The 23,019-nt window shown below is 59.3% G+C and carries 20 protein-coding genes; 7 read left to right on the forward strand and 13 right to left on the reverse strand.

Annotated elements, in window-relative coordinates; translation table 11 throughout:
- Positions 1-91: 91 nt before the first annotated feature.
- Complete coding sequence (locus HQN82_RS18225) at positions 92-817, reverse strand: pirin family protein (protein WP_223215999.1); 726 nt, start codon at positions 815-817, stop codon at positions 92-94.
- 612 nt (positions 818-1,429) lie between these two features.
- Between HQN82_RS18225 and HQN82_RS18230 the strand changes: the two genes are divergently transcribed.
- The 3 genes from HQN82_RS18230 (at position 1,430) to HQN82_RS18240 (ending at position 4,633) form a co-directional block, all read left to right on the forward strand.
- Positions 1,430-2,530 carry a Gfo/Idh/MocA family protein gene (locus HQN82_RS18230; RefSeq protein ID WP_173615483.1) on the forward strand — a complete coding sequence of 367 codons (1,101 nt, stop codon included), beginning with the start codon at positions 1,430-1,432 and terminating at the stop codon, positions 2,528-2,530.
- A 78-nt stretch (positions 2,531-2,608) separates the two neighbouring features.
- Complete coding sequence (locus tag HQN82_RS18235; RefSeq protein WP_173615484.1) at positions 2,609-3,625, forward strand: aldo/keto reductase; 1,017 nt, start codon at positions 2,609-2,611, stop codon at positions 3,623-3,625.
- A gap of 30 nt (positions 3,626-3,655) precedes the next feature.
- Positions 3,656-4,633 carry a LysR family transcriptional regulator gene (locus tag HQN82_RS18240; RefSeq protein WP_173615485.1) on the forward strand — a complete coding sequence of 326 codons (978 nt, stop codon included), beginning with the start codon at positions 3,656-3,658 and terminating at the stop codon, positions 4,631-4,633.
- Positions 4,634-4,686: 53 nt separating this feature from the next.
- Here HQN82_RS18240 and HQN82_RS18245 read toward each other — a convergent pair whose 3' ends face one another.
- From HQN82_RS18245 to HQN82_RS18280, 8 genes are all read right to left on the reverse strand, one after another.
- A complete protein-coding gene (locus HQN82_RS18245; RefSeq protein ID WP_420913928.1) occupies positions 4,687-5,406 on the reverse strand; it encodes a L,D-transpeptidase in 720 nt (239 codons plus the stop codon).
- Positions 5,407-5,532: 126 nt separating this feature from the next.
- Positions 5,533-6,450: a LysR family transcriptional regulator gene (locus HQN82_RS18250; RefSeq protein ID WP_173615487.1), complete on the reverse strand. Its 918-nt coding sequence runs from the start codon at positions 6,448-6,450 to the stop codon at positions 5,533-5,535.
- A 158-nt stretch (positions 6,451-6,608) separates the two neighbouring features.
- On the reverse strand, positions 6,609-7,358 hold the full coding sequence (locus HQN82_RS18255) for a MerR family DNA-binding transcriptional regulator (RefSeq protein WP_173615488.1): 750 nt from the start codon (positions 7,356-7,358) through the stop codon (positions 6,609-6,611).
- A 12-nt stretch (positions 7,359-7,370) separates the two neighbouring features.
- Positions 7,371-9,269, reverse strand: a complete 1,899-nt coding sequence (locus tag HQN82_RS18260; protein ID WP_173615489.1) for a S9 family peptidase — start codon at positions 9,267-9,269, stop codon at positions 7,371-7,373.
- An 803-nt stretch (positions 9,270-10,072) separates the two neighbouring features.
- Positions 10,073-11,191: a Gfo/Idh/MocA family protein gene (locus HQN82_RS18265; RefSeq protein ID WP_173615490.1), complete on the reverse strand. Its 1,119-nt coding sequence runs from the start codon at positions 11,189-11,191 to the stop codon at positions 10,073-10,075.
- A gap of 160 nt (positions 11,192-11,351) precedes the next feature.
- Positions 11,352-12,074 carry an alpha/beta fold hydrolase gene (locus tag HQN82_RS18270; protein WP_173615491.1) on the reverse strand — a complete coding sequence of 241 codons (723 nt, stop codon included), beginning with the start codon at positions 12,072-12,074 and terminating at the stop codon, positions 11,352-11,354.
- Positions 12,075-12,186: 112 nt separating this feature from the next.
- Positions 12,187-12,519, reverse strand: coding sequence for an antibiotic biosynthesis monooxygenase family protein (locus HQN82_RS18275; protein ID WP_173615492.1), 333 nt, complete (start codon positions 12,517-12,519; stop codon positions 12,187-12,189).
- On the reverse strand, positions 12,516-13,502 hold the full coding sequence (locus tag HQN82_RS18280) for a zinc-dependent alcohol dehydrogenase family protein (protein WP_173615493.1): 987 nt from the start codon (positions 13,500-13,502) through the stop codon (positions 12,516-12,518). Before HQN82_RS18280 ends, HQN82_RS18275 begins: the two co-directional genes overlap by 4 nt.
- Before the next feature lie 202 nt (positions 13,503-13,704).
- Between HQN82_RS18280 and HQN82_RS18285 the strand changes: the two genes are divergently transcribed.
- Positions 13,705-14,631, forward strand: a complete 927-nt coding sequence (locus tag HQN82_RS18285; RefSeq protein ID WP_173615494.1) for a LysR family transcriptional regulator — start codon at positions 13,705-13,707, stop codon at positions 14,629-14,631.
- A 270-nt stretch (positions 14,632-14,901) separates the two neighbouring features.
- Here the strand turns inward: HQN82_RS18285 and HQN82_RS18290 are convergent, their stop codons facing one another.
- The gene (locus tag HQN82_RS18290) at positions 14,902-15,666 is read right to left on the reverse strand and encodes a 3-oxoacyl-ACP reductase family protein (RefSeq protein WP_173615495.1); all 765 of its coding nucleotides are present in this window, start codon (positions 15,664-15,666) and stop codon (positions 14,902-14,904) included.
- 166 nt (positions 15,667-15,832) lie between these two features.
- Complete coding sequence (locus tag HQN82_RS18295) at positions 15,833-16,762, reverse strand: LysR family transcriptional regulator (protein ID WP_173615496.1); 930 nt, start codon at positions 16,760-16,762, stop codon at positions 15,833-15,835.
- A gap of 188 nt (positions 16,763-16,950) precedes the next feature.
- Between HQN82_RS18295 and HQN82_RS18300 the strand changes: the two genes are divergently transcribed.
- The 3 genes from HQN82_RS18300 to HQN82_RS18310 all read left to right on the forward strand — a co-directional run bounded on the left by HQN82_RS18300 (position 16,951) and on the right by HQN82_RS18310 (position 19,398).
- Entirely contained in the window at positions 16,951-17,547 is a 597-nt protein-coding gene (locus HQN82_RS18300) for an NADPH-dependent F420 reductase (protein ID WP_173615497.1), read from the forward strand.
- 67 nt (positions 17,548-17,614) lie between these two features.
- Positions 17,615-18,568: a zinc-binding dehydrogenase gene (locus HQN82_RS18305; protein ID WP_234904916.1), complete on the forward strand. Its 954-nt coding sequence runs from the start codon at positions 17,615-17,617 to the stop codon at positions 18,566-18,568.
- Between the two features lie 92 nt (positions 18,569-18,660).
- Positions 18,661-19,398, forward strand: coding sequence for an SDR family NAD(P)-dependent oxidoreductase (locus HQN82_RS18310; protein ID WP_010974439.1), 738 nt, complete (start codon positions 18,661-18,663; stop codon positions 19,396-19,398).
- 257 nt (positions 19,399-19,655) lie between these two features.
- Here HQN82_RS18310 and HQN82_RS18315 read toward each other — a convergent pair whose 3' ends face one another.
- Positions 19,656-21,605, reverse strand: a complete 1,950-nt coding sequence (locus tag HQN82_RS18315) for a MacB family efflux pump subunit (protein ID WP_173615498.1) — start codon at positions 21,603-21,605, stop codon at positions 19,656-19,658.
- A gap of 8 nt (positions 21,606-21,613) precedes the next feature.
- A complete protein-coding gene (locus HQN82_RS18320; protein WP_173615499.1) occupies positions 21,614-22,807 on the reverse strand; it encodes an efflux RND transporter periplasmic adaptor subunit in 1,194 nt (397 codons plus the stop codon).
- Positions 22,808-23,019: the final 212 nt, after the last annotated feature.

Here is a 23,019-nt window from a genome sequence, read left to right on the forward strand (position 1 = left end):
GTGCTGTCGAACGGCTAAAGACAGCAATGGCGGAACGTCGGGTTGCTGATAACGAAACCCTTTGTGGTTTCATGGCAGTTGGACAGCCAGATCAGACAGGTCGCACCGTGCCGGCTTTCGGGAATTTGCCCTGGCGGTATGCGGCATAGTAGCCAGCAAGCTCCTCTTTGGAGCCTGCGATAAACGGGCCTTGTGCGACGACATGGATATTTTGCGGTTGGCCTGCATACAAAAGCACGCGCGCGCCGTTCTCACCCGCCTTCAGGCTCATGGCGCTTTCATCGTCAGTTGCCAGCGGATTGGTCCAACCGACCCTATCCGTAGTTAGAGCCGTAGCCCCGTTGCCTGCCTCGATTTCGCCCGCGATGACCACGACGAAGCCATTATATGATGACGGCAGACCCTGCTCAAACTCGGCGCCTGCCTTAAGCCGAATGTCAACCAAGGTTACAGGCACGGCATTCTTCGTCGATGCGATGATCCCTGCGGAACGACCGCTGTAGACCCTTGCCTCGAAGCCGTGACCGCGGTGTACCGGCATCTCCTCACGTCTCAGGATCTGCACCCTTGGCGCCACGTTGCGCTCCCGCTCGGGAAGAACGAGCCATAGCTGAAACAAACGCATACCTGCAGAAACCCGGGCATCTTCCGAATGCACGATACCGCTTCCGGCTGTCATCCATTCCACGTCGCCTTCGGCCAGGCGTCCGCCGGCGTCCTCCATGGTGCCATGAAGCATGAACGTGACGGTCTCCAGGCCGGCATGCGGGTGGGCCTCGCCGAATTGCCCCTCGCCGGTCACGTGATCGTCCGCCATCAGGAAGAACGGGTCGGTCGCGGAAAAATTTCCAGGGGCAACGACGAGGGCTGCTTTGTGTCTCTCACCGGCAAAGCCGGGGCCGAGAGGCGGTGTGGTTGTAATGCTGTCGATGGACCTTTGAAACATCTTTGCTGCCTCGCGAAGTTGAGCGGTGAAACCTGTCCGCTCTGTCAACGAACATGCGGAGATTTTGAACGAGGCACCGCTCGCAGCAAGTCACGATCCCCCGAACCCTGTGTTGCCAAACCAGCAACGCCCGTAGCGACGGGAATTGCGGTACGCTGCTGCGGATCGATGCCGGCAAGCCAACAACAAGAGCACGATGATGAGACTGACGCAGCGTGTTCGCAGCTTTTTCCGTGAGGAAGCATGGGACTTTCCCGAGCCTGAAAGACCAGTGGTCGCTGGGTCGCCGGCGACGCCAGACTTTTGAAGGCGTTAGGAGGCAGCGACGAACACCGCAGGGCACTCTCGATCGTCACCCTAGGGATATCCACGGCGTGGATGTTTGCTCATATCATTTATCGATTTCGTCGCAGTGCCGGGGGTCAATTACATCTTGCACAGGACGCGGGGTAGCGTTCGGTAACGTGATTTGGAGCATTGCAGATGTCGGATAAGAAATTTCGTGTGGGTATCATCGGAGCAGACACTCACGCAAGTTGGGCGGGCGCATCGCATGTGCCAGCCCTGGCGTCACAATCTCACCTGAAGCTGGCGGCAGTCGCGACCCGACGCGAGGAAAGCGCCAAGGCGGCGGCCGAAGCATTCGGCGCAGAACTCTGGTTTGCCGATCCCTACGCGATGATAAGAGATGAGAGCATTGAGGTCATCACGGTCGCCGTCAAAGTGCCGGCGCACAAGGACCTCGTGATGGCCGCCCTGCAAGCGGGTAAAGCTGTCTATTGCGAAGCACCTCTGGGCGCAACGCTGGAGGAAACGGACGAGATGGCTGCGGCAGTCGGGTCTTTGCATACCGCGATCGGCCTGCAAGGCCGGCACAATCCCGCCGTCCGGCGTGCGGCGGAACTGGTCGCGTCAGGAAAACTCGGGCGCGTGATGTCCGCGCGTGTCGGCGCGACCACATTCGGCTACGGTCCGCAATCTCCAAGCATGTACGACTATTTCAACAAGGCCGCTTCTGGCGCCAGCTTCATGACGATTACGGCAGGCCACGTGCTGGACGTCATCGAGGCAGTGCTCGGCAACATTACCGAGGTCGATGCGCGCACGGAGTTGCTCTGGCCGGAGATCGAGATCGTCGATACAGGTGAAACTTCGACGCGAGAGATTCCGGATCATCTCGATCTGATCGCAAAGACGGCAAGCGGTGCGCCTGTATCCGTGCAGATTCTGGCCGGCGTCCCTGCAGATGACGCGAGTTTCGTTTTCGAGATCCGTGGCTCGCAGGGCTGGCTAAAGCTCACCGGCAATCATCTGGCAGGCGTACAGGTCGGAGACATTTCGATTTCATCAAGCCTGGAATTTGCTGCGCCGGATAGGCCGGTCGCCAATGGTGTCGGCCCAACAGCCGCCGATTTCTGGGCAGGAGCCGCTATCAATGTCGGGGAGGTTTATGCGTCCCTGGGGCGCGATCTGACGAGTGGGACATATACCACTCCCGGTTTCGACCGTGCCCGCCATAACAGCCGTTTGATCGCAGCCGTCGAGCTTGCGGCAAGAACTGGCGAACGGCAACACCTCGTTTGAGGTGTCGCAGAATGGCTCGGCGTTCACACCGGATGTCGAGCCGGCCGTTAGCGCAAGTTCAAAAAGAAGGACGACATCATGCAAATGCGCAAGCTGGGTGAAAGCGGGTTGTTCGTGTCGGAGTTGTGCTTCGGCGCCATGACATTCGGGGGAACCGACGGGCTATGGGGAAAAGTGGGGAGACTTGACCAGGAGGATGCCGATGCACTGGTCAAGTTCGCTCTCGACGCCGGCATAAATCTGTTCGATACAGCAAATGTCTATGCGCACGGACGCAGCGAAGAAATACTGGGACGCTCGCTGAGGAACCTTGGCGTGTCGCGCAGAGATGTCGTGATCGCCACCAAAGTCGCCTCCGCCATGGGTGACGGACCGAACAATCGCGGCGCTTCGCGTGGTCATATAATCTCCGAATGCCGGGCAAGCCTCGGCCGGCTGGGTCTGGATTACATCGATCTATACCAGATCCACGCCTTCGATTCCGCGACGCCGATCGAGGAAACGCTGGAGGCGCTCGATACACTCGTCCGGGCCGGCGATGTTCGCTACATCGGCCTTTCTAACTGGGCCGCGTGGCAGGTCATGAAGGCGATCGGGATAACACGCGCCAGAGCCCTCGCGCCCGTCACCTCACTGCAGGCATATTATACGCTTGTCGGGCGCGATCTGGAGCGCGAGATTGGCCCGCTGCTCTCATCGGAACGTGTTGGCCTCATGGTGTGGAGTCCGCTTGCCGGTGGCTATCTCACCGGAAAGTATTCCGCCGGTGGTAACGCAGCAGGCGGCCGACAGACGGAATTGGATTTTCCACCCATCGATCGCATCCGGGGAGAGCCCCTGATCGCGGTCCTTAAAACTGTCGCGGAGAAACACGGCTCCAGCCCGGCGCAGATCGCGATCGCCTGGTTGCTGAAGCAAAGCGTTGTCTCGACCGTCATCGTCGGTGCCAAGCGCGTCGAGCAATTGCAGGAAAACATTCGGTCCGCATCGATTGAGCTGGACGATAGCGACATGGCGAAGCTCGATGAGGTCAGTCGTCTACCCGTCGAGTATCCGGGTTGGTTGCTGAACGACGGAAACGGACATTCACGCTGACACGGAAAAGATGCTTGAGATCGATGAAGGATGAGTTTAATTATCCATTCCATGAATTTACACGGTATCGATCTCAATCTTCTTGTTGCCTTTGATGCCCTCAATTCCGAGCGCAATGTGACACGTGCCGGAAGCCGTATTGGCCGGACCCAGCCGGCCATGAGCGCGGCATTGTCGAGATTGCGGTTTCTACTGCGTGACGAATTATTCGTTCGCGGGCCGAACGGACTTCAGCCCACACCGCGAGCGGTAGAGCTTGCCGAACCGATCTCACTTGCTCTGCGGGAAATTCAGCGGACATTGCAATTCACGCAGGGTTTTGATCCCGGCAAATCGACCGTATCTTTTTCCATTGCCGTTTCGGCACATGCAGGTTCAGTCATATTGCCGCGCCTCCTGTCGCTGCTTGAGGAAAAAGCCCCCGGAATTGATATCAAGGTCAGGGATTATAGCAGCCGTGACGACGCGGTTTCCCTGCTCGACAGCGGCGGCGTCGATCTAACGGTTGGCATTCCCCCCACGCCCACGAGCCGGATCCTGAGTGCCCGGCTTTTCCAGGAGCGGTTCGTTTGTATCCTTAGGAAGGATCATCCAATCCTCGGCCGCCCTTTCGATCGCGAGACGTTTCTGTCTCTGAGGCATATCCTGGTGGCGCCCGATAATGAGGGTCTGGATGTCGCCGATGCCGCACTGGCTTCGAAGAATTTCAGGAGGCGGGCGGCCGTGACCATTCCCCATATGCACGCCGCGCCGGCATTGGTTGCATCGTCGGATATGGTCGCGACCGTCATCGAAAGCGTGGTTGCTCATTCAGGCTTTGCGGAGCGTCTAGAAGTCTTCGATTTCCCGCTCCCCCTAAACCCTGTCCCATTCGTGCTGTCTTGGCATCGTCGCAATGACGGGCACCCGGCCCAGCAATGGCTGAGAAACGGTCTGCTCGCGGCGTTTCCCCACGTGTGGCTCTCTTCAGAAAATATCTGCAGCGATCTTGCCCCGCAGTATTACTAGGCGGCCATCGTATCGCGGCAAGCAGCTTAGAACGCGTAATGCTCAATTTGCCATCACACGGCCATCGGCGTCTGATGCACGACGATTGGCGCGTGGAACGGAACGCGGTCGTAAAGGTCAACGATGTCCTGGTTCATAAGGCGGACGCAGCCGGATGAAACAGCCTTGCCGATGGATTGCCATTCGGGATTGCCGTGGAGACGATACAGCGTATCTTTTCCGTTCTGGAAAATATAAAGAGCGCGAGCGCCGAGCGGGTTATGCAGTCCAGGATCCATCCCTCCGTTTGCGACGGAGTACTTTTCCAGTTCGGGTTGCCTTGCAATCATCTCGCTTGGCGGCTTCCATCTTGGCCAATGCTGACGCCAGTGGATATATCCGTTCCCTTCCCATGAAAATCCGTCGCGCCCGATGCCAACGCCATATCGTAACGCAGTTCCGCCGTTTTCCACCAGATAGAGAAATCGCCTTGGCGTATCGACGACAACAGTTCCCGGCGCCTCCCCGGTCGGGTCAGCAACACGCTGCCTGAGATATTCCGGGTTCATTCGCTGAAAAGGAACTGCAGGAACGACATGTCCCCCGTCCTCAAATGCAGCGTAACGGGAAGCGAGATCCGGGTCGACCGGTGAAGGCTGCGGAGTGGCAATGGGCTGGGACGAGGCAGACGCCGATCTTTCTTGGACTGTTGTGCATCCGCCGAGTATGACCGGCGCGGCTAAAGTGCCGACTATGAACGTACGACGGGATATGAAACTGTTTCGGTTCTGCATCATGGAAGGCGACTTTCGGGTTGCGGCTGGCACACGTGCTGCATCGCACGATATCCTCCAACAGACGGAATATTCCATATCTGCATGAGTGATAGCCGTCATAACCGTTGGCTATGCCATGCGCCGCTACCGCTGCACCGGAGAGATCCCGTCAATGTTCCTGAGCCGCGGCATAACAAAGTCCGTAAATGCCCGGACGACCGGTCGCATGAACTTTGTGGACGGATAAGCGAGAAATGCTTCGGTAGATCGCAGCCAATATCCGGGAAGTACCCTTGCAAGCTCGCCGCTGGCCAACAAGTCCAATACGAGGTTCTTCTGCACAAGTCCCACACCCCGTCCTCGTAAAAGTGCTGCAATCATGACATGCGCATTGTTCGTTATGAGCAATGGCCTGACGGTGACGTCTTCGGCGCGCGCATCAGGGCCCAACAGGGAAATAGTATTGCGCTGGGCAAGCATCTTCGGAGTGCCAATAACCTCAAGCTCTGAAAGCCGTCCCGTATCATCAATCTGCCCTACCTGTTGCAGGTAGAGAGGGGAAGCGACGAGAAATCGCTCCACCCATCCGATGCGTCGTGCGATAACGTCCTGATCCTCGATTTTCCCGTAGTGAACTGACAAATCGAAATTATCATAGACCAAGTCGACTGTGCGCTCGTCGAGAGCCAGTTCGACGGAAATCCCGCAATACTTATCCTGAAATTCCCCGACTATCCGTTCGAGATGACCAACACCAATGCAGGATGGGGCGTGAATTTTTAGATTGCCTTCAATTTCACCTGTGTTGATGCGAACGCCCTCCAGCGCCGCGTCGATCGATGCGATCGCAACACGGCTGGCCTCGTATAATTCGAGCCCATGCGCCGTCGGGCGAACGATTTTCGACGAGCGCTCCAGAAGCCTGGCTTGAACGTGCCGTTCGAGGTTCGAAATATGCTTCGTAACCGCCGGCTGCGTTACCCCAAGGTCCCGTGCCGCAGCAGTAATCGACCCCTTCTCGACGGTGCGGATGAAGGCTTTTAAAGCAACGTTGATATCCATGATATTGCTCTTGGTTATGATTGACCACAGCCATAACCATGTTTGGAATATGGCGTGATGATGTCTGGGCCGGGACAGGGGCGCATTTCAAGGTCATGGATCCGCGTGCCGCCCGCGACCGGTCAATCATCTCACGACTATCAGCGCAAACCACGCAATCACCGCTTGGATTTCAGCCCGCTTTTGATTTCCCTCAGTAATTGTTTCTGCTGATCGTTCGTATTCTCCAGGGCATGAAGCCAAAGCAGCGTTGCCGCCTCACGCTTCCTGCCGCCGCTCAACGCGTTGTCGAAGTCTCTCATCCATGATCCAAAATGGGCGATGTAATCTTCGGCAAGCGCTGAAATCTCGGCGTCGTCGCTACCGGGCCCCAATGCATCGAATCGATGCCCGAGCTCTCGCACGGTAGCATCATGTTCGATATTCGCCAGTTCGTCATAGAGCTGAGCCAGTTTTGCGCGCTGCCCTTCATCCAAAAGGTGTGACAGGAGTACAGATTGCTCCCGACCGGCTCGCACCGCTTTCGGCTCTCGCCCCGCCTCCAGAGTCATCAGAGACGCAGCAAATTCCGGTGCCATGTCGGGCGGTGCTTTGCCGTCACGCAGGGCTCTAACAGTCCGGCGTTGACGCTCGAGAAGTTCGATCTGCCGCGAGAGCCCTTCAAGGAGAGCGTCCAAGCTGTCCTCGCTTATTTCGGCACGACCGTCGAGAAACGCTGGGATTTGCGAGAGCGAGAAACCGAGCGCTGTCAATTGACCGATACGCAGCAGTCGGATCAAATGCGGCACGCTGTAAGCGCGATACCCATTGTTCTGTCTTGGCGGCTCCGGCAAAAGTCCGATCTGGTGATAGTGCCGCAGCGTGCGGATGCTCACGCCCGCCAGTCCTGCAATCTCCTTACTGCGCATGCGCCGCCCTCATTATTCGGCCCTCAAATACCGTGCAAGAAAGCGCTCGATCCTCCGATAAAGCTGAATATTGCTATCCTCGTTGATGAACCAGTGCCCTTCGCGCTCGTTGAGAAGATAGTCGACCTCCACACCATTCGCACGCACCCTTTCCACCACCAGATCCGCCTGTTCCTTTGCGACACGCACATCGTTCGCGCCGTGAACCACCAAAAGCGGTTTGGAAATGCAATCAAGCCGGCTGACCGGCGAGCGTGCAAGCATGTCCCGGTTCTGCGTCTCGATGTCAGGATCGCCCATGTAAGAAAGGTAGGTGTTGATCAGCGCAGGTCGTACGAACGGGACGGCCCCATCCACCAGCATCCGGAGATCGGACATGCCGGAGTAGGAAATGGATGCGGCGAAGCGCTCCGGCGTGAAGCTGGCGCCCACCAGCGCGGCGTAACCGCCATAGGAGCAACCGTAGATCGCCACCCGCGCCGGGTCGGCAATGCCCTGCCCGATTAGCCAGTCGAGCCCGTCGATCAGGTCGTCATGCATGCGCCCGGAGAACTCCCCTATCGCGGCTTGCATGAACGCCTTGCCATAGCCGGTCGAGCCGCGAAAATTCACCTGCAGCACGGCATAGCCGCGGTTGGCGAGGAACTGGACTTCCGGATCATAGATGCAGGCGTCGCGATACCATGGCCCGCCATGGACCAGAAGCACGGTCGGCAGCGCACGCGGCTCATCCTTGGCATCGAACCAGACGGGCAGTGTGACATGGCACGGCAACGTCAATCCATCGCGCGACATTACATCGACGGGTCGCACGCTCGCCAGCCTCTCGGCTTTTACCGCTGGGAATCGCTCGCCAAGCACATGCGCTTCACCGCTCTCATGATCGTAAAACCATGTCGTGCCGGGATGCCGGTCATCCCAAAATTCCGCCACCCATTGTCGCCCGTCGGCATCGCAGGAAATGGACCCTATTTCCCCCTCTGACAGCCGCTGTAGGCTGTCTAGCACGGCGGCAAAATGCACGTTCAGAGGCCGTATCAGCTGTCTTTTGCCAAGATAACGTAATCCCAGCAGCTCGCCTGTCACAGGATTGGTTATCAGGCTCGAGGGAAAGCGCGGATCGGCCTCTGGCCGCGGCGTATCGAGGCTGAAATCGGGCTGGCTGTCGACGACCCTGTGTGTACCCGTCGCAAGGTCGATGGCAGCAAGATAGGTGTGGTCGTTGCCCGCGTTGCAGCCAACCAAGATGCTCTTTCCATCCGCCGCCGCCATCAGCGGCATCGGGCCGATTGGCTGGTCGCGTCCGCTCAGCTTCGCCAACGTGGTGAAAGCACCGTTCTCGTACCGAGCCAGTTCGTGGTCACCCCCGTCGTTGATGATGAAGGCATGCGGTCCGTTCGGCGTAATGATCCAGCGTACGAACCGACCGGGACTAATGGCAGCGACCCTGGTTTCAGCGCTTTCGATATCGACCTCGTACAGGTCGATCAAACCCGGACTTCTGAGGTTCATCTGCACGAAAGCCTTACCTGGAAACGCAGCGGACAAGTCCAGTTCCATTACCCGCACGCCGGAATAGGGCGTCAGGTCGACAGTCCTGGCCTTCCCGCCCACCGTCTCTGCCCCGTCCACCTCCACACGATGAAGGTGCCAGTTCTCGTCGCCCTGGGTGTCTTGTACGAAGAGGATGTAGCGAGCATCACGCGTCCAACTGAAGCCGTCGATATTGCGCATGTCATCGCCCGTCAGTCGCCGCGCCGCGCCTTGTCCGACTGGCCGCACCCAGATATTCAACCGCCCATGCCAGGGCGCCAGATAGGCCACCAGCCGGCCATCGGGCGAAATCTGCGCCCGCGAAAATTCTGGCATTCCAAAAAGCGTTTCAACCGGGATGAGATCAGGTGCAGTCATGTCGAACCTCGCATCGTCGACGGCGCCATCGCGGGCCGCCACACTCAAACAATATCGACATACTGCCTGAACTATGACGTCGCGTCGGGGTCAACCGTGAAAACCAGCTTGGTCCGGAATCACGTAATTTCTGCGTAACTGTGAGATTCCATATCGGTTTGGCGGGATCGCACTTCGCTCTCGCAATTGACTGACTTGCCTAAAAAGAAGGTACATCAAATGAGCAAAGCCTCCCAAAATCACATCGTCATTCGACGCCTCTCTGTCGGAACAATGTTCGCAGGCCTCCTTATCCTGACCGGTTGCCAGACACCGGAACAGGAACGCTACGCCGATCTCGACACCTGCTCTGGAATGGGCGCACAATACGGATCATCGTCTCATACCGCATGTATGCTCCAGCAGCAGCAGCGTCGTGACGACGCGCAACTGCGGACCCTTGAGTCGGCAAGGCTAAGCCAGATCATGGCAGAAGATGCACGCCGGCAGCATGAACGTATGAGAAGAGAGAGACGACGGGACTAGTTCCGAGTTCGGTGTGAGGCTCGAGCGGAGACGCTTGCGCCCAGCCTCTCACCAATGATGCGCGCCTTTACGTAAACCGGAACTGGTCAAAGCCATAATATCGGAAAGCGGTGGCCCAATTGGATCTGATCTTCGTATTCGATAAAGGCCCGCGGCGTGTTGAAGTCGCTCTCTAACCCCGGACACACGCTGGAACCCGACCACACCACCATACCGAAGTCGGACTTCGATTGCGTTGCCGGGGAGAGCCCTTCCTGGGTTTTAGGGGTCGAGGCTGCCTATATCGCGGAGGAGAGATGCTGGCGATGACCCGTCACATTGGCCTGTGTGATCGCCTCGAGCACCCGGTGACGATCGAGCGCGACCGCGAAGTCTGGCGCATCTGCGGTTCCGTCACGAAGGTCGGCGGCGAGCTGGGCGTAGAGCCGGGCGACACCCGCCGCGGGCGCTTCGAGTTGCAGGTCGGGAGCCGCATATACTGTTGGGACCTGTAGCTGCTGGACAGGCTCGCTGCCGCGGCGCAAGGTGATGGTCATATCACCGAAGTGGATGTAGCCCGACGCCGTCTCCACGCGCAGACTGCCTTCCGTGCCCTGGATCTCCCACACCAAGCCGGCAGACTGTCCGGCGCTGTAGTGCAAAGAAGTGACGATCCCGCCTTCGAGAACGCCGGCGACGATGATCTCGTCCGGCGAATCCTTCGGAAGAGACGAGCCATCCGAAAGGCGGACGCCGTCGCCGCGCCGATTGGTGACGACGGCGGACAGGCTCTCGAATCCGCCGAGCACGTGGGCCAGTGGTTGGAGCGCGTGGCCGAGCATGATGCTTTGAAGCGTCGCGCCATTCGCCGCGCGAGCCATGTACTCGAATGGCGGGTCGTATCGGCCGACCCACATGTCGTCATTCAGATGCGCTCGGATGCTCGTGCTGAGCGGCATGCCGATCACGCCCTCCCGGACGAGGTCGTGAAGGTAGCGGATCGGCGGGTGCAGGCCGCCCTGCAGGCCAATCACCGTACGCAGCCGCCGTTCGCGGGCAAGCCCACCCAGCGCTTGGGCTTCCGATAGGTTTCGCGCGAGCGGCCATTCGCAATAGACCATCTTGCCCGCGGCGAGCGCGTCGGAAACGATCTGCTTGTGATCCGGCACCTTGACGGCAACCACCACCAGGTCGACCTCCGGCCGAACGACCAGCGCCTGATGTGTGTCAAAGGCGAGATCGGCGCCCAGCCGGCTAGCGGTCGCGTTCGCACTGTCCATACGCGTCGTGCTGACGGCGCGGATCTGGAACGCATCAAGCGCCCGCAGTGCCGGGACGTGAGCAATTCCGCCCCAGCCTCGATCGGCACTGGCGCCGACGATGCCGACGCCGATCCGGGTGTTTGGTGAATTGGTCATGTAGGCGTGCTCCTGTCTGGTGCAGCCCGGGCAATGCTCGCCTTGCTGCGTCACATGGTTTCGTTTCCGGACAAGTGCCTGGGCGCAAGCGAGTGACCAAGCATTGCCGTTCACGTTGCGGCTGCGTCGGTTTGAGCCCAAGTGACGCAAGCCTAGGGAGTTAAGCGTGTGTCCAATGGGCCTCGAGTTCGCGCGCGACATCGGCCGGACGCTCAATCATCGGCCAATGCGAGGCGCGCAGCTTAACGACGGCGCGTGCGTGCGAGGCATTGCCGAGCTCGTCGGCGAAGCGGTGCGGCAGAAACGGATCGTCCAGGCCCCAGATCACCAGTGCCGGCGCCGTTATGCTGCTCAAACCCGGCTTCCACTCCGCCCCGACCTCGATTGCGGAACGGTAAAGTGCGAGAATGCTTGCCCGCATAGTGACATCGAGATGCCGAACCGATTCATCCGCCGCATCTTTCGGCATCTGAGCCTCGACCAGTTTCGCCGCAAATTCCGCGAGGTCGAGATCCTTCATCCATTGCTCGCCTTCACCTGGCGTCTGCCAGATCTTGGCAAGATAGTGCCACGGATATTCCGGATCGATCGGCCCACTGATACCAGTCCAGGTCCGCACCAGATCCGGCCGGATCGACGTCAGACGGCCTGTCAGCAGGCAGCCCCAGTCATGACCGACCAGATCTACGGGTTCGCCGATCTTATCGATCCGGTTGATAAGCCAGTCGAGATACTCTTCCTTTGTTGACCTGAAATCCGACGGCAACGGATGACCGAAGCCGGGAAGATCGATCGTGACGATGTCACTGCGTTCAAGATGAGAGCGAACGGTGTCCCAGATCCGGTGGGTGTCGGGTACGCCGTGGACGAGAACTGCAGGCATGTCGCGATCTCCTTGGTTGTTGTCAGGAGAATAGGGACATGGTGGCATCGCGGAAGTCGGCATCAGAGAAACCTGGCGTTGCTATTAGCGCAACCCCTTGCCGTTGTGCGCTCTAAGCCGCGCCGCTTTTCCCAGGACGATAGTCACGCGAGCCGCTGTTTTGGTCCTCGAGATGATAGACCGTCGGTTCCCCCGAGAAGTATTCCCGTATGCCTCCCATGAACTGCTCATGGTCTTCGCTCGCGTCGAAACCCGGAGTATGATCGTCAAGCGACCGCCATCGCACGATCAGATTGAATACCTCCGGCGTTTCGATCCCCTGGGCGAGGACATGACCGCGGTAACCCCGCGCACGCGTGAGCAGAGGAACAACACCTCTGAACGCTTGCCTGAACTCGCTGATCTTGTCCTTTTGGACAGGCAGCACAGCGATCTCGTAAATCATGATTGCACCTTTGTGTCGGCCTGCGGGTCAATGGCAATCGCGATCTTGCCGCGCAAACCGTTGTTTGGTTTCTCGAGCAGCGCATGGGCAAGCGGAAGGTCGGCTAGCGAATAGACGGCGCCCACATGCGGCCTCAGCTGACCGCGTTCCACCAAAGTGCTCAGCTCGTTGAGCTTGCCCTGGTTCTGCCTCGTGAAGACGAAGTGGTAGCTCGCGTTCCTGCCCCATGCCTCAATGAGATTCTGCGGCTGTGCGATGTCCACGATCGAGACGACGCGACCGAGTTGTGCAAGCGCCTTCGGGCTGTGGGACAATGTTTCGCCGCCGAGGGTGTCAAACACGACGTCTACTCCGAGGCCTTCAGTCTGGCGCATGATGGCGGCGACATAATCCTCTTTCCTGTAATCAATGACGACGTCAGCTCCGACACTTCGCGCAAACTCGAAGTTTTCTTCGCGGACAGTCGTGTAGACCTTTGCTCCGATCGCTTTCGCAACTTGGATAGCGACGTGCCCCACCCCACCCGCGCCGCCATGGATCAATATGCTTTCACCCACCCTAAGGGCAGCACGCGAGACAAGCGCTTCCCAGGCGGTTCCGCCAACCAGGCTAAGGCTCGCGGCCTCAAGATGGGTCAGCGAGCTGGGTTTGCGCCCGATGATGTTTTCGTTCGCAACGTGGTATTCGGCATAACTGCCTGGCCCGTCGAAGATCTGTGGCGTGTACCAGACCTCGTCCCCTGGGGCGAACATCGTGACCCCCGGACCGGTCGCTTCGACAACGCCCGATACGTCATGGCCGGTAATTGCCGGCAACGCTACCAGGTCGCGATAATCGCCTCGCCGAACCTGGTAGTCGAGGGGATTGATCGATGTGGCGTGGACCCGTACCAAAACCTGTCCCGCCTTCGGAAGAGGCTTTGGAACTTCGACGAGATCAAAGGCTTCTGGACCGCCAAAGGATTTGAGTGACATCGCTTTCATTTTTCAGGCTCCTCTTCTGTCGAAGGTAATGATTCTGGTCGCCGGGGTCGGCGTAGGGCGAGAAACATGCTCCACCGTTGGAGCATTGCCGGCCTCAAAACGTTAGCCGCCGTTTCAATAGCTCCTATGTGATTTATCGCGATTGCTTTCGGTAGTGGCCCGGATTAAGGATCACTTTCAAAAAAAAGTTGAAAGCCAGCGAATGGACGTGGACGAATTAAATCTCTTCGTGCGGATTGCTCAACTGCGCAGCATCAGTGCCGCAGCGCGCGACTTGGGCCTGACGCCCGCTGGCGCTAGCGCCAAACTGTTGGTTCTCGAGCGAAAACTCGGTGCAAGGCTCGTCCATCGCACCACACGGCAAGCAACTTTGACCGAAGATGGTCTGGCGTTCCTGCCGCATGCGGAACATATTGTCGTCGCTGCGGAGGCTGCCCGAGCGGCACTTGGGCGAGAGCAAGCAGCGCCTCGCGGCACATTGCGAATAGCGGCCCCCGCCTCGTTCGCGCGAATGCATATTGTGCCGGGTCTGGCTGACTTCTGCAGGCAATATCCCGACTTGGCAATTGATTTGCGCATTTCGGACAGCATCGTTGATCTAGTCGAAGGCGCCTTTGATGTGGCGGTTCGTTATACCGAGCTCAGCGACTCATCCTTCGTCGCGCGGCGGCTTGCTCCCGACAATCGGGTGCTGGTCGCGTCGCCCGAATATCTCGAAAAACGCGGCCGGCCCAGCACGCCCGACGACCTCGCGGAACATACCTGTCTCGTCGTCGGCACGCTCGATCTCTGGACATTTCGGGGGAACGGTTCGATGGTGATCGAACGACGTGTTACTCCGGGTCTCCGCATCAATGACGGCACTGCAGTGCGCGATGCCGCTTCTGCCGGGCTGGGAATTGCGCTGATGGCCACGTGGTGCGCATCGGAAGAGCTACAGTCCGGCGCGCTGGTTCCGGTCCTTCCGGACTACCCGCTGGTCTCAACCCAGACGCTTTGGGCCTTGTATCCAAGCTCTCGCGAACTGGCACCGAAAGTGAGAGTGTTCATCGACTGGCTTGTCAATCGGTTCGGCAATCAACCCTACTGGGATAAAGGACTGGAAAACATCCTCGATCACCGTCGATGATACGTGATTATTGTCCGGTTCCAATACGTGCGCGAACACTAGTTCATGTGGAACGGTGCGGATTTGCGCTCGAACGGCGGCTGGGCGCGCATTCCAGATCGAGATCGCAACGGTGAAACCACCGAAGGCGACCCCTTGTTTTTGATCGCGCCAAGCCGCTGCGGCGTCTTGCAACCGCGTCGTTCAAGCCCGCCTTGAGCCGTTGATTATTAGTGAGGCGTCGAATTCGCTGCGCTTGGCGCAGCAATTTTGCATTTCGCCCCGGCTTTTTCAGGATGTGAAGCCACCATCCGCCCGGATGTCGGCACCTGTTACAAACGAGGCTTCCGGACTTGCAAGAAATGCGACCACGTCCGCAATTTCCTTGGGCTTTCCATAGCGACCCACCGCGATACGCGAGATCTGCATAGCGGCAAACTCGCCATCAACAGGGTTCATGTCAGTGTCGGTTGGACCTGGATGCACCGTGTTGACTGTGATGCCGCGTGGCCCGAGGTCGTGAGCCAAACTCCGGTTGAAACCGGCGACGGCCCCTTTTGTGAGGCCGTATGCTGACAGCCCGGGCACCCCGGCATATTTCGTGATTGAACTGCCGATCTGTATGATCCGGCCGCCATCCTTCATATGGCGCACGGCCTCCTGCGTGGCAACGAAAACGCCGGTTACGTTGATTGCGAGCATTGCCTGATAGTCATCGAAGGCGATTTCGTCGATGGGACCGGCAAAGGCAATACCGGCATTGTTCACCAAAATGTCGAGGCCGCCGAACTTATCGACGGTCGCGGCAACGGCGGCGCGTATCGCGTCCGGATCAGCGGCATCCGCAGCAATAGCCAGCGCACGCGCGCCCATTTTTTCTATGGCGACGGCAACTTCCTCGGCTTTCGCAGGTGATCCACGATAGGTGAAGGCAACCTGAGCGCCACCCGCTGCGAGACGCTGGGCGATTGATGCGCCGATAGATCGCGATCCACCGGTGACAAGTGCGATCTTTCCGCTCAGTGGAAGATATCGAGGCGAGGTTAATTCAGTCATTTTTTCACTCCTTTTACGTGTCCGTGGAGTGATATATTTGCCCGTTCATGTCCTAGAATATTAGCATCATATCGGTTGGATCATCTTCAAGCATGTGTTGAATATGAGATATTCGCCGCAGTCAAACGACCACGGCTTTCAAAGAAGCTAACACAGCGTGTGGACCTTAGCCGAGACTGCCTGCGAACCGGGCACTGAGGCGCTCGCGACGGAAATACTCAGTGTAGAAGTCGATGAAAGCGCGCGTTTTTAGCGGTTGGAGCGCGCGGCCCGAGTAGTAGAGCGAGATAGATCCGGCATCGGCATACCACTTCGGAAGGACACGTTCGAGCGCGCCACTTTCCATATGCGGCAGCACATCGGGTACAGCCAACAATGCAATGCCCAACCCCGCAATTGCCGCCTGCACCATGGGCGCAGCGTCGCTCATCACAATCGTCTCGTCGAGGAGCGCACGCTCTTCTCGCCCTTGAGCGTCCCGCATCATCCATTGCCTGATCCGGCCCGAATTCGAGGACCGCATCAAGATTCCGGCATGATCGGCCAGATCGGCGGGACTGGCCGGCCGGCGGCGTGCAGCAAAATAGCTGGGCGATGCGACCGCGATAACGTGTACAGGTGCGAGCGTCGTGGAAACGATGCCAGGATTGAGTTCGAAACCACCGCCGATCGCGGCGTCGAAACCCTCGGCGATAAGATCGACCTTGCGGCTGTCGAAATGCCAGTCAGGTCGGACGCCCGGATAACGGGCCAGAAAGTCGGGCAGTGCGGGGAGAACGTATCCCATCGCGAACGACAAACTCATGCTGAGCTTCAAAACGCCAGCGGGCTCGCCCTTCGTTTGTGATGCCCCGTCGATTGCCCCCTGAAGGTGGTTCAGGCTGTCGCCGATGCTTGCCAGAAAGGACTCCCCCGCCTCGGTCAGGGTCAACTTCCGCGTTGAGCGGTGAAACAGCCGTATGCCGAGGTTGCGTTCCAGCATTGCAACATTCCGGCTGACTGCGGCCGGTGTGATCGAGAGACGCCGTGCAGCCCCAGAAAAACTGCTCGCTTCTGCGCTTCGAACAAACGCTTCGAGGTTTGCCAGTGTCTCCATAAAACGTGACCTTCAAACATTGATTGAAACTAAAACAATTCATCTATGACTTATGCTGCGTGTATTTGCCAGCCATATTCCGGTCAACAGCAGCGTCGGTTTTCCGCAACACCAACCGCATCAGCCCAGGATGCAGCGGGAAAACCGAGCGTGCAGACAGAATTCTCACGAACCGAAAGGAGTGGGTCATGACCGTAGGAATTATCGGCGCCGGCAATTTGGGCGGTGCATTTGCCACTGCGCTCGCCAAGGCGGGAATCAAAGCCGTGATCGCAAACAGCCGAGGACCGGAAAGCCTCACGGCGCTTGTTTCGAAGCTTGGAACCACAATTCGGGCTGGAAGCGTCCAAGAAGCCGCGGCGCAAGCCATCGTTCTCGTGGCAGTCCCGTGGTCAAAGATACCTGGCGCGCTCGCCGGTTTGAACTTTGACGACAGGATCGTAATCGACGCCAACAACTCCATCGAAGCGCCGCTTTACAGGCCGGCGGACCTTGGCGGCCGCACCTCTACGGATATTTTCACCGCGCTTGTGCCAGGCGCACGCGTCGTCAAGGCGTTCAACCATCTGGCGCCAAGCCAACTGTCGGGCGACCCCCGTTCGGAAGGAGGCAGGCGCGTCCTGTTTTACTCGGGCGACGATATGAGGGCGAAGGTTGAGGTCGCCGCCATCATTGATCGAATCGGCTTTTTCGGGATCGATCTCGGCGGGCTTGCGGTCGGCAGCCAGCTGCTTCAGTTCCCAGGCGGCCCCCTGCCCGCTCTCAATCTCGTCAAGTTCGACTGAACATCGCGGCGCTCCAGCCGTCTGCAATCGGAGCGCGGCGCGCCATCTGAAACCCGGAGACAATATCGTGACAAAATTCATTCAAATGCAGTCGGCCGGCGGACCGTCGGTTTTGCAAGTTATCGAGAAAGACCTGCGCGTGCCCCGTGCCGGCGAGGTCAGGCTCATTCAAGACGCGATCGGCCTCAACTTCGTCGATACGATGGTACGAAAGGGTCAGTATCCGATGGCGTTGCCAGCGATCCCCGGTTTTGAAGCGGTCGGGACGATCGCCGAGGTCGGATCCGGCGTCGAGGGGCTGTCGGTCGGCGACCGGGTCGCTTACTTCTTTTCGGAAGGCGCCTATGCCACCGAGAGGATCATTCCGACAGCGCCGCTCATCCGGCTGCCCGCCGATATTTCGAACGAGACTGCGGCAACCTTCCTGGCGAAGGGTGCGACAGCCTGGATGGGGATGCGTGGTCTCCACGATCTCAAATCCGCCGAGACAGTGCTGGTACTTGGGGCATCGGGAAGCGTAGGCGCTATCCTGTCTCGCTGGGCAAGGTCGCTGGGCGCAACCGTGATCGGCGTCGCGGGATCGCGGAACAAATTCGACAGGGTCGCGGCCGGCTCCACCCATGCCTTTCACGCTGGCGAGCCAGACATCGCCGCCAAGATCCGTGCAATCGCACCTGACGGTGTCGACATCGTCTATGATTTGGTTGGCCGGGCGACCTTTGCTCTGGGCGCGTCGAGTGTCCGTGATGGTGGCGTGATTGCCGCGATTGGAGCCGCGACGGGTCAGCCAGCGCCGGCCCCAGATCTTGTGCGTCGGGGGGTAGCTGTCCGCAGTGGTGGAACCCCTCAATATGTGCGGGGACCAGCAGTTGAGACCGCGACTTCCGAGCTATGGGATGCGCTGCGCTCAGGCATTTTCAGTGATCTCGAAACGACGCGCTATCCTTTTGATGAGATAGCCCGAGCGCATGACGACATGGACAATCGCCGCTTGAGCGGTCTGCCGGTCCTGATCGCTTGAACCGAAATAATCGTTCGGCGGCAGGCCGCACGACGCCCTGCGCAATGCGGCCGGGCGAACATCTCCCCTATCGATAATGAAAGGAATGATCGATGAGTGAACTAGCAGGTAAACGTGCGCTCGTGACTGGAGCGTCCCGCGGCATTGGCGCCGCGATAGCGATAGCTCTGGCAGAAAAAGGCGCCGACGTTGCGATCACGTACGAACGCGCCGCTGATCGGGCAGCGCAAGTCGTCGCAACAATCGAAGGCAAAGGCCGCAAGGCATTGGCTATCCAGGCTGACAGCATGGACCCAGAGGCGGTCAAGCGGTCGGTTGATCAGGCGGCGCAAGCGTTGGGCGGCCTCGACATCCTGGTGAATAATGCGGCTATCGCGATCTACAAGGATGTGGCGGATTTCACCGTTGCCGAGATCGATGCTCTTTTCGCTGTCAACGCTCGCTCTCCCATCCTGGCATCGCAAGCCGCTATGCCTTATCTTGGCAAAGGTGGCCGGATCGTCACAATCGGCTCCGCAGGCGCAGAACGCATTGTCGGACCATCGACGGTTTATTCCATGACCAAATCGGCACTTCAATCGTTTACCCGCGGCTTGGCGCGAGAACTTGGTCCCCGTGACATCACTGTCAACCTCATTCAGCCAGGATCAACCAACACCGAAATGAACCCGGCCGAGGGCGAGTTCGGAGATTTTCAGCGCGCTTTAATACCGCTCGGCCGATACGGCGAGCCGGAGGATGTCGCGGCTGCGGTAGCGTTCCTCGCATCTGGCGCGGCCCGACAAATCACCGGAACCATCCTGACCGTTGATGGTGGCACGCTGACCTGAACACACTCCCGCGGGTCCACGATTTAAACATGAAGAGAGTGGGAGCTAACTGGATACTACCACCTAGTGGCTCTCCTTTCTCATTCCACTTTGCACCAGCATAGCGTGGTCGAACGGAGTGCAGATCGCATGTCTTTCAAGCGCGGATTGGCACTTCGCGCTGAGGATCGAGCCAGAGCGGCGGACCCAATTGGAATTCCACAACGGCAATGGCCACTGCTATTCTTCACTACGCCATCACGCATGCTTTTCACCCATCAGTCGCGCGCCAGGGCTTCGATCGGGTCCAGCTTTGCCGCATTGCGGGCGGGCAGGAAGCCGAAGATAATTCCGATCACGGTGGAGCAGGCGAAGGCCACAAGGATGGAGCCAGGAGAGAAGATCATTTTGAAGTCGGGGCTCAGCAAATTAAAAAGAGCGCTGATCCCGAGGGCGAGCATCACTCCCATGAAGCCGCCGACAAGGCAGACCATGACGGCCTCGATCAGAAACTGGGAGAGAATATCGCTGCGGCGTGCGCCAACGGCCACGCGAACGCCGATCTCCTTGGTTCGTTCGGTCACGGACACCAGCATGATATTCATCACGCCGATGCCGCCGACAATCAGCGAGATCACGGCGACTGACGAAATCAGCAATGTCAGGGTTTGCGTGGTGGTCTCGATAGTCTCGCGAATGGTCGCTGAGTTGGTGAGGAAGAAGTCTTTCGCGCCATGCCGTCGCTCGATAAGGCGCGAAACTGCGGCCTCGACATTGCCCGGGTCGACATCGTCCCTGATACGGACCGTTATGCCCTCGACGTTAGAACGACCCAGCATGCGGCCCATAACGGTTGTGTAAGGCGCATAAACGGTCAACGTATCAACCGCCGGGCCGAAGGAGTTGTCCCGTTTCGTCACGCCTATGACCCTCGCCGGCATTGTGCCCAGAAGGATGACCTGCCCCACCGGGTTTACCCGGTCTGAAAACAGGTCTCGCGCGGCGTTTGCATCGATCACCACATTCTGGCTGTAGGCGGTAACGTCCTGGGCGTCGAACAGTTGTCCATGCGCCAGCTCAAGACCCCGTACACGAAAGAAGTCCGCGCCAACGCCGGTGACTGACGCATTGACGGCCACGGCGGCGCGCTTGACAGTTACGCTCGTCGTGACGGTTGGTGTCACGCTGTCGACATAGGGCTGGTTCACCAGCGCTTCTGCATCGGCGGGAACCAGCGTCCGTATCTTGCCCGCTTCCAGATCGCCGAAGCCTTTTCCGGCCCGCACCTCGATCGTGTTGGTGCCGAGCGAACTGATACTGCTGAGGATTTGTTGCTGCGAACCGGCTCCCAGTGCCGAGATTGCCGCTACCGAGGCGATACCGATGATGATACCGAGCATGGTCAGAAGCGAGCGCATCTTGTGCGCCCAGATTGCTGCGCCCGCCATACGAAAGGCCTCAGTCATCCGGTCAATTGCACCACGCCAGCCAGCGCCCGGCGCGTGTTCGCGGATGGGACGGGCCTTTGCGTCGGATTTGGATATATTGCGCTCGTCGGAAATGATAACGCCGTCGCTGATCTCTACAACCCGATCCGCATGTTCGGCGATCTTCTTGTCGTGAGTGACGAGAATGATGGTGTGCCCCTCGGCGTGAAGCTCGCGCAGGATCTTCATGACTTCGGCGCCACTGTGTGTATCCAGCGCTCCGGTCGGTTCGTCGGCCAGAATTATCTCGCCGCCATTCATCAGGGCGCGGGCGATCGACACCCGCTGCTGCTGGCCGCCAGAAAGCTTGCCCGGGATATTGCCCGTCCGCTCGGCGAGCCCCAGCCGGGTCAACAAGGAGATCGCTCGCTTGTGCCGGTCGGATCGGCTGCGTCCGGCATAGATGGCCGGCACCTCGACGTTGCTGGCCGCGCTGAGATCGCCAAGCAGATGATAACGCTGGAAGATGAAACCAAAACGCTCACGGCGTAGCGCCGCCAGTTCGTCCACGGACATCTTCGAGGTCTCGCGCCCTTCGATCCAGTAGCTGCCCTCCGTCGGACGATCGAGGCAGCCAAGAATGTTCATCAGCGTCGACTTGCCGGAGCCAGAAGCACCTATGATGGCCATCATCTCGCCGGCCTCAATGTCGAGGTCGACGTCTTTCAGCACCCGCACCATCTCGTCGCCTGCGGGGAAAGCGCGGGATACCCCACGTACCCGGATCAGTGGTTCCGTCATAGCGCGCCCTACCGCTTCGCCGCGGCCAGTTGAGCCTGGCCATCCGCGCGTTCGTCGGTGGACGCTCCCAGGACGATGGCCTCGCCGGCCTGAAGACCGCTCAGGATCTGGATGTCCGCGCCGTTATCGATGCCGACCTGGACCTGTCGGATCTGGACCTCGCCCATCGCGTCCAGTATGCGCACACGCGCCGCATCACCGGCCCGGGGCGCCCCTTCCACCGCGCTGAGCGGAACCAGCACGGCGCCACTGACGCGGCTCAAGACGATGGACACCTGCGCCGTCATGGACGGCCGCAGGACCCCGTCCGCATTCGCCACGTCGATCAACCCGGTGTAATAGACCGCGCCATTGGTCGAGCTAATCCGGCTCGCGGCGGCGTTGCTCTCGTTGGCGATGGAGGCCGGGGCCGGTTCCACCTGTCGCAACTCCCCATCGAAACGGCGCTTCGGATCGCCAAGAATGCTGAACCAGACTGGCAGGCCCCGCCGCACACGCACGACGTCAGCCTCGGAGATATCAGCGCGCACCGTCATTGTGTCCAATCGTGCGATCATGACGATGGTCGGCGCGGTCTGCAGGGCATTCACGGTTTGGCCCTCGTCAGTGACGATCGCGACCACGGTGCCGGCGATTGGGGAAGTGATGCGCGTATAGTCCAGTTCTATACCCGCAGACTCCAGCGCGACCTGCGCTTGGGAGACCTGAGCGTCCAATGACTGAACCTCAGCCCGCGCGGTGTCTCGCATCGCAACCGCGGCGTCATACTGGGCGCGCGGCGTGGAACCACCCGCCAGCAGGTCACGCTCACGCTCGAAATCCTTCTCGGCTTTCACCAGACCGGCGCGGCGCGCGGCGTGAACGGCGCGGATGTTGGCCAAAGCGGCCTCACGGTCCCGCAAGGTGTTGCGCCGGGTCTGGGAATCGATCTCGGCCACCAATTGGCCCGCCTCGACGATGTCACCGATCTTGACAGCCAGATGCTCAATGCGACCCGAGGCCTGAGCGCCGACGCGCACCAGCTCGAGCGGTTCGAGAACCCCGGTCGCCAGCACCACCTCTTCAATGTCACCCGTTCGCGCCGGCGCCGTCACAAGTTCAGGCTTCGCCGGCGGACGCAGAAACAGCAACCAGACGACCAGCAGACCGGCAAGGGTTGCCGCCGCCAGTATGAAACGCTTGCGGGTAATGTGTCGTGTCATTCAGTCGTGGCCCATGCTATTGAAATTTGCGGGCTTTCTCTGTCACAAGAGTTACCTGAAAATTACGGGGAGCCGTCGTCTCGCCTCCTCCGTTTTGCATGCACCGTAAAATCAACCGATCGGCAAAAAGTGTTTGCAGTGTGGGTGGCGTGCCAGAGATTGCCCGCCATACATCAAGCGATCGCGCCCGTGCTCAGCCAATGTCGACGGAT

It is taken from the genome of Agrobacterium pusense, from assembly GCF_013285525.1.
Taxonomy (GTDB): domain Bacteria; phylum Pseudomonadota; class Alphaproteobacteria; order Rhizobiales; family Rhizobiaceae; genus Agrobacterium; species Agrobacterium pusense.